Annotated in this window: 2 protein-coding genes and 1 pseudogene; 2 read left to right on the forward strand and 1 reads right to left on the reverse strand. The window is 66.7% G+C overall.

Annotated elements, in window-relative coordinates; translation table 11 throughout:
- The first annotated feature begins 103 nt into the window (after positions 1 to 103).
- Positions 104 to 235: a hypothetical protein gene (locus tag AB0J02_RS43485; RefSeq protein WP_363199464.1), complete on the forward strand. Its 132-nt coding sequence runs from the start codon at positions 104 to 106 to the stop codon at positions 233 to 235.
- Here the strand turns inward: AB0J02_RS43485 and AB0J02_RS43490 are convergent.
- Positions 207 to 734: pseudogene (locus AB0J02_RS43490) on the reverse strand (transposase); the annotation flags it as partial. The gene AB0J02_RS43485 and the pseudogene AB0J02_RS43490 overlap by 29 nt on opposite strands.
- A gap of 676 nt (positions 735 to 1,410) precedes the next feature.
- Between AB0J02_RS43490 and AB0J02_RS43495 the strand changes: the two are divergent.
- On the forward strand, positions 1,411 to 5,661 hold the full coding sequence (locus AB0J02_RS43495; protein WP_363199463.1) for a LamG-like jellyroll fold domain-containing protein: 4,251 nt from the start codon (positions 1,411 to 1,413) through the stop codon (positions 5,659 to 5,661).
- Positions 5,662 to 5,738: the final 77 nt, after the last annotated feature.

The following is a 5,738-nucleotide window of genomic DNA, read 5'->3' on the forward strand; positions in this document are numbered from 1 at the left end:
AGCCGCAGTCCGGTGAACGTCTCCACCCACACCCGCTCGGCCCTCAGCACTCCAGCCATACACCGGAGATGCCCGGTCCACGGCCTTGTGCTACACGCTTTAGGTGATCGAAGACCAGATCGATGTCGTTCAGGTCTTCCCCAACGACGACGCTCTCTTGCGGCTGGTCACCGCCGTCCTCGTCGAGATGCTTACCAATTTGGAAGTCAAGTGGCGTTGGCGGTTGGCGGGGTGACGGTGTGGCACCGTCGGTCGCGGATCAGGGCCCATGGGACGTTGACGCGGCGGCGGGCCAGGGCGAGGACGGCTTGGACGTGGCGTTTGCCCTCCGCTCTGTTCCTGTCGTAGAAGCGGCGCGAGCTGGGGTCACAGCGGATACTGAGCAGGGCTGATTGCTAGAAGACGCGTTGCATGCGTCGGTGGTATCGCTTGGGGCGGTGGAGGTTGCCGTTGACCTGCCCGGAGTCTCGTGGCGCGGGCGCCACGCCGGCAAAGGCGGCGAGCCGGTCCGGGGTGGGAAACGCGTCCACGCTGCCGCTGGTGGCGGCGAGGAGTTCGGCACCCAGGATGGCACCGATGCCCGGCATAGAGGTGATCACATCGGCGAGCTCGTGCTCGCGAAACCGGGCCTCGATGGCCCTGTCGACCTCGGCAATCTTCTCGTTGAGGGTCAGCACATCCCGCGCCAGCGTGTGCACCATCTCCGAGATCGCCTTCTCGCCGGCAACGGCTGTGATTGATCCGCTGCACCATCGCAAGGGAGACGACCCGCCAACGACCCCGCACTCCCGCCTCTTGAAGTCCCGAACCGCCGCGCCAGGTGATCGACTGAGCGGTCACGTCCGTGGACGTGATCCAGTTGTCGAGGTGCCCGTTGCCCCTCCGCCCCGCGCCGGTGAGCAAGTCCCGCCTCTGACTGCGCAGGTCGCGCGGGCGAGCAACCCGAACGGAACAGGATCAATGGCTGCAGTGCCACACAGCCCCGGTGATACGTCTGTGCCTCGAGCTTTCCCTTACGAGCCAGTAACACGAGTGCGGGTGCACTTCTGGTGCGGCGTCACCGATGGCATGCTGCGTTCTCCGGTCTGGTGCGGGCGGCCAATCCCGAGTGTCACGACTGGCCCGGCCATGACGCCGGTTGATCGGGATTCGTCGAAACGGTGGCGATATTCGCGACGAGGGCCGCGAAGGTTCCCTCCATCAGGCGGCGACAGGTTCGCTCTGAATGTGACCAGCGCCATAAATGGCCACTACAACCTTTCCTTCGCGTGGCGAAGATCACAGTCAATGCGTCCGGGAGTTGCATAAATGAAGGGAATTATCAGACGGCTGACGAGTGGTCAGGGCGCATAAAGGCGGCTTAAGTTCATGCTGTCAACAAAGGCACAGTGTGAGTGGGGCGGGAAGAGCATGTACAGGAGACGTCACAGACGCCAGCGATGGTGGGGGGTGGTCGTCGCGGCGGCGCTCGGTACGGGTGTACTCCCGGGCCTCTCTGTGACTGCTGCCGTTCCGGCGGTTGCGGCGAGCAGTGACGATGGGGGGAGCAGCGCTGCGTCGGCCGGGGTGGCTACGGAGGCGGAGGCGCTGCGGGCGGCCAAGAAGTCCGGTGAGCCGGTGGAGGTGCTGGCGCAGCGGGGGGAGTCGCGGGAGGTTTACGCGACGCCGGACGGGAATCTTGAGGCGCGGGAGTATCTGCGCCCCGTCTGGGCCCGGTCGGGCAAGAGCTGGAAGCACGTCGACACCACCCTGACGCGGCGTGAGGACGGCACGGTGGAGCCTGCGGCTACAGCGGTGAAGCTGGCCTTCTCCGGTGGCGGGGACAAGCAGCCGCTGGTGCGGATCGAGCGGGCGGGGAGGGAGGCCAGCCTGTCGTGGCCGACGTCGCTGCCGACTCCGGTGGTGGAGGGGTCGGTGGCGACGTATCCGTCGGTACTGCCCGATGTGGATTTGCGGATGACAGCGCAGGAGGACGGCTTCTCGCAGCTGCTGGTGGTCAAGTCGGCCGAAGCCGCGCAGAGCAGTGAGCTGGCCGAGCTGCGCCTGAAACTCGGGACCGAGGGCCTGGACGTCAAGGAGACCGACGACGGCGGTCTCGAAGCGGTCGACCATGGCGCCGGCGGTACGGTGTTCGAGGCGCCGCGGCCGTTGATGTGGGATTCCAGCGCAGGCGATGCGCAGGCGGCGCAGACTCTCAGTGCCACGGAGGATGACGGCAGCACGGGGGAGCGGGGCGAGCCGGGGGCGGCGGAATCGGGGCAGTTGGCGCCCGTAGGCGTGGATGTCACCGATGCCGATGAACTGGTGCTGACTCCGGACGCGGAGGTGCTCAAGGGCGAGGACACGAAGTATCCGGTGTTCATCGATCCGCAGTGGTCCTCCCCGCGGGCGACGGCATGGACGATGGTGTCCAAGTACTGGGCTTCCTCCCCGCAGTACAAGTTCAATGGTGACTCCGATGCGGGCATGGGCTATTGCGGCTGGTCGTACTGTCAGCCCTACGACACCAAGCGGCTCTTCTACCGGATCCCGGTCTCCACGTTCGCCGGCAAGACGATCCTGTCCGCCGAGTTCGTGGTGCACAACACGTGGTCGGCGTCGTGCAGCGCGCGGAGCGTGGAGTTGTGGCAGACGAAGGGCATTTCGTCGTCGACGACCTGGAACACGCAGACGGCGTCCGGGTTCTGGGTCAAACAGCTGGCCTCGGACTCGTTCGCCTACGGCTATTCGGGCTGCAGCGCCAAGGATGCCGAGTTCAGCGTGAAGTCGGCGGTGCAGTCCGCCGCGAACGCGCATGACTCGACGATGACGTTCGGCCTGCGCGCGGGCAGTGAGAGTGATGCCTATGCGTGGAAGAGGTTCTCGGACAAGGCGTACCTGCGGGTCAAGTACAACCGTCCGCCGGCGCAGTTGAAGGCCTCGCAGCTGACGATGGAGTACGGCGGTACCTGCAAGCCTTCCTCGAACCCTGCACGCGTGCGCACGCTCGGGAAGATCACTGCCAACAATGTGACGGACCCGGACGGCGACAGCGTCTCGGTGCAGTTCCAGGCGAAGTGGGACGGCGGCTCGTGGAGCCCGGCCAAGACCACCGCCAAGTCCTCGGGATCCGACTTCACGATCAGTCTGCCGTCCACGATCCCGCAGAACAAGACGGTCAACTGGTACGCCCGCGTCTATGACGGCGCCCAGTATTCGCCCTGGTCGTACGCGGGAGACCCGCAGGCCTGCTACTTCATCTACGACACGACTGTGCCCAAGGCGCCCACCGTGGCATCGGGCCAGTACCCGGAGTCCAACCCCGATGATCCTGATGACCCGTGGTACGACGGGGTGGGTCAGTATGGGTCGTTCACGATCGACTCGGCCAGTTCGGATGTGACCACCTACTGGTACGGAATCAACACGGACCCGTCCTCCAAGAACAAGATCACCACCTCGGGCGGGGCCGCGGAGATTGCGCAGGTGCTGCCGTCCAAGGCGGGCGTGAACTTCGTGACGGCGCAGGCGTTCGACTCGGCCGGCAACGGCAGTGAGATCCGCACTTACCAGTTCCGGGTGAAGGCCGGGCAGCCGGCTCGGGCGACCTGGCAGCTGGACGAGAACGCGGGAGCGAGCGAGGCCAAGGGCACCACGCCCGCACGCACGCTGGCCCTGCATGGCGGGGCGACCCCTGGCGCGGCAGGCGCGGATGGCACGGCAGTACAGTTCAACGGCACCGACGCCTACGCCTCGACCGACCTCTCGCCGGTTAACACCAGCGGCGGGTTCGCCGTCTCGGCGTGGGTGAAGCTCGACAAGATTCCCACCGCGACGGCCGACGTGGCCCTGATTCCGGGCAACAACGCGCCGGGCATGGAGCTGTACTACTCCACCACGTACGGCTGGTCGTTCAATCAGTACAAGTCCGACGACTCGGCCGGCGGCCTGGTGCGCGCCGACCAGGGCGACACCAGCAAGGTCAAGGCCGGTACCTGGACCCACCTGGTCGGCTCCTACTCCTCCACCGCCGACCAGCTGCAGCTGTTCGTGGACGGCGCGCTGGCCGAGACGGTGTCCTACGACGCACCATGGACCGCACGGCGCGGGCTGCTGGTGGGCGGCAAGAACTTCACCGGTACCCCCAGCAGCTTCTTCCCGGGCACCGTCGATGACCTGCAGCTCTTCGACAAGCCGCTCGCGCAGGACGAGGTCGACAAGCTGAAGGCCAAGCAGAGCGTCGGCGATCCCGGCCGTCCGGCCATCGCGATCTTCGACATGGACGATGCGGCGGACGCCACCGAGCTGACCGGACACGCAGGTGTCCTGCCCGCGAAGTACAACGGCACGGTCACCACCGGTGTGGAGGGCATTGCGGGCAAGGCCACCAAGTTCAACGGCACCAGCGGCTACGCGAAGATCGGCCAGACCAGCGGCCCGCACATCAACACCGAGCGCAGTTTCACCGTCTCGGCGTGGGCGAAACTGGACAAGAAGCCATCCGGTGCAGCGGTGATCACCGCTCAGGCCGGAAGCCAGCGGCCCGGCTTCGAGCTGTACTACTCGGCCGGCTACGACCGGTGGGCGTTCAACCAGTACTCCTCCGATGACGCGGATGCCACTCCAGTGCGAGCGATGCAGGCCGACGGCGTCACCGCGCCGGTCGGCGAGTGGGTGCAACTGGTCGGCGTGCACGACACCACCGCAAACACCCTCACCCTGTACGTGAACGGAGTGAAGGCCGGAACGCAGACCCTGGTCGATGCCTTCTACGCGGACCAGTCGATGTACATCGGGGCGAGCAACTACAGCGGCGCGGTGAGCAGTTACTTCCCCGGCACCATCGACGACGTGCGGGTGATGGACCGGCCCGTCTCCGCCGAAGAGGTCCAGCAGATGTTCCGCCAGCGACCGCTGGTCAAGTCCCGCTGGAACTTCGAAACCGTCACCTCCACCACCCCGGCCACCAGCCCGGACGCCTCGGACAACGCCAACGCGATGACCATGGGCGGGCAGGCAAAGCAGGGTACGGGCTGGATCGACCTGGGCGGGCTTCAACTGGACGGCGTGGACGACTACGCCACCGCCACCACCCAGCCACTGGACACCTCGGCCAGCTTCACCGTCACCGCCTGGGCCCAGGCGGCCGCGCTCCCGACCGGCACCGCGAGCGTGGTCTCGGCCGCAGGCACCCACACCAGCGCCTTCGACTTGCACTTCACACCCGACGCGGCGAACCCGGACGGACTGGGCAGCTATAGCGCGGACATCCGCTCCAGCGACACCTCCGGCGCCAGCACCGCCAGCGTGTCCAACACGGAGTTCTACGACGCACGCGACTGGAACCATCTGGCCCTGGTCTACGACGGGTTCGCCAAGGAAGCCCGCCTCTACGTCAACGGCGTGCTGCAGGAAACCGCCTGCACCGACGCGGACGGGGACGGCGGCGCGGACGACAGCAGCTGCCAGGACCTGATCGCCTGGGCCGACAACGTCCTCGCTTTCAAGGCCGGCGGAACCCTGCAGGTCGGCCGCGCCAAAACGGCGGACGCCTTCGGCCAGTACTTCCCCGGCGTCATCGACGACGTGTGGGCCTTCCAAGGCGCGCTGAACGACAGCCAGGTCGAAGAGCTGGCCGGCTCGTTCTTCGACGTCCCCACCGACGTCCCCGCCGGCGCCTGAACCCCCGGGTGTGGTGCGGGCCCGTTTTCTAGATGTCGAAGTACAGCTCGAACTCGTGCGGGTGCGGCCGCAGCTGG

This window comes from Streptomyces sp. NPDC050264, from assembly GCF_040655895.1.
Lineage (GTDB): Bacteria > Actinomycetota > Actinomycetes > Streptomycetales > Streptomycetaceae > Streptomyces.